Origin of the sequence: Mesorhizobium sp. M4B.F.Ca.ET.017.02.2.1 (genome assembly GCF_003998955.1) — a bacterium.
GTDB classification, from domain to species: domain Bacteria; phylum Pseudomonadota; class Alphaproteobacteria; order Rhizobiales; family Rhizobiaceae; genus Mesorhizobium; species Mesorhizobium abyssinicae.
Genome location: NZ_RZOF01000629.1, coordinates 1 through 1178, shown reverse-complemented (window position 1 = coordinate 1178; position 1178 = coordinate 1). Strand labels below are relative to the sequence as shown.

At 71.6% G+C, this 1178-nt stretch carries 1 protein-coding gene and 1 pseudogene; both read left to right on the top strand.

The window, feature by feature from the left end:
* On the top strand, positions 1–939 hold a 939-nt coding region (locus EN738_RS34455; protein WP_245494856.1), incomplete at its 5' end, for an NAD-dependent epimerase/dehydratase family protein.
* Positions 936–1178: pseudogene (locus EN738_RS34450) on the top strand (MBL fold metallo-hydrolase); the annotation flags it as partial. The gene EN738_RS34455 and the pseudogene EN738_RS34450, both read left to right, overlap by 4 nt.

Here is a 1178-nt window from a genome sequence, read left to right as displayed (position 1 = left end):
GTGCTGGAAAGGCTGGCCGCGTCCGGCACGCTGGCGCTCGGGCTCGGCCGTGATGCGGCATGTTGTGCGGCGCTGGAGGCCGCAGGCCATCGGATCATCCGCCATGACCTGTCGCAGCCGCTCGACAGCGCGCTCGATCCGAGACTGGGCAGGGTCGAGCGGATCGTCCATTGCGCGGCACTGTCAGCGCCGTTCGGGCGCCTGGCGGATTTCGAGGCGGCCAATGTCACGGCGACGAAAAACCTGCTCGATTTCGCGACCCGGCGAGGTGTGAGCCGCTTCGTCCACATTTCCAGCCCGTCCGTGTGCTTCGCCTTTCGCGACCAGCTCGGTCTCACCGAGGACGCCGCCTTGCCCGATCCGGTCAACCACTATGCCCGCACCAAACGCGAGGCTGAGCGGCTGGTGCTGGCGGCGCCCGCCATCCACCCGGTAGCGTTGCGGCCGCGCGGCATCTACGGCGCCGGCGACCGCGCGTTGCTGCCGCGCCTCATCAAGGCGGCGAAGAGCCGTCCGCTGCCGGTCTTCCGCGACGGCCGCGCCCGCATCGATCTCACCCATGTCGACGATGTCGTCGATGCGGTGATGGTGGCGCTTGCCGCGCCGCCGGAGGCGGAAGGCGAGGTCTTCAACGTGTCGGGCGGCGAGCCGCTGCCGGTGCGCCGCATCGCCGACGAGGCCTGCGCCCGCGCCGGCATCGCGGCGCGCTGGCGGCGGATGCCGCTCTGGCCGGCGATGCTGGCCGCCGGCGCCATGGAGGCGGTAGCGCTCGCTCTTCCCGGCCGTCCCGAGCCGCCGGTGACGCGCTATGGGCTCGGCCTCTTCGCCTACGCGCAAAGTCTCGACCTCGCCAAGGCGCGCCGCCTGCTCGGCTGGGCGCCGAAAATCGCCTTCGCGCAGGGGCTCGACCGCACCTTCGCCGGCGGAGGCCCGGCATGAAGGTCCACTTTGCTAACAGTGCCTGGGTCAGTGCCGCCGAACGGCTGATCCTGCGCGGCGGCGGCTGGCACAGTGTGCGGCTGCGCGTCCGCTACGGCTTGATCCTGCATCCGCAGGCCGGGCCGGTGCTGGTCGACACCGGCTACACGCCGGAGTCTGTCACGGGCGAGGGGCGCGGCTGGATGCTGCGCCTCTATGGCGCGGTGCTGCGGCCCGAGCTCAAAGCGGCAGAGCAGGTG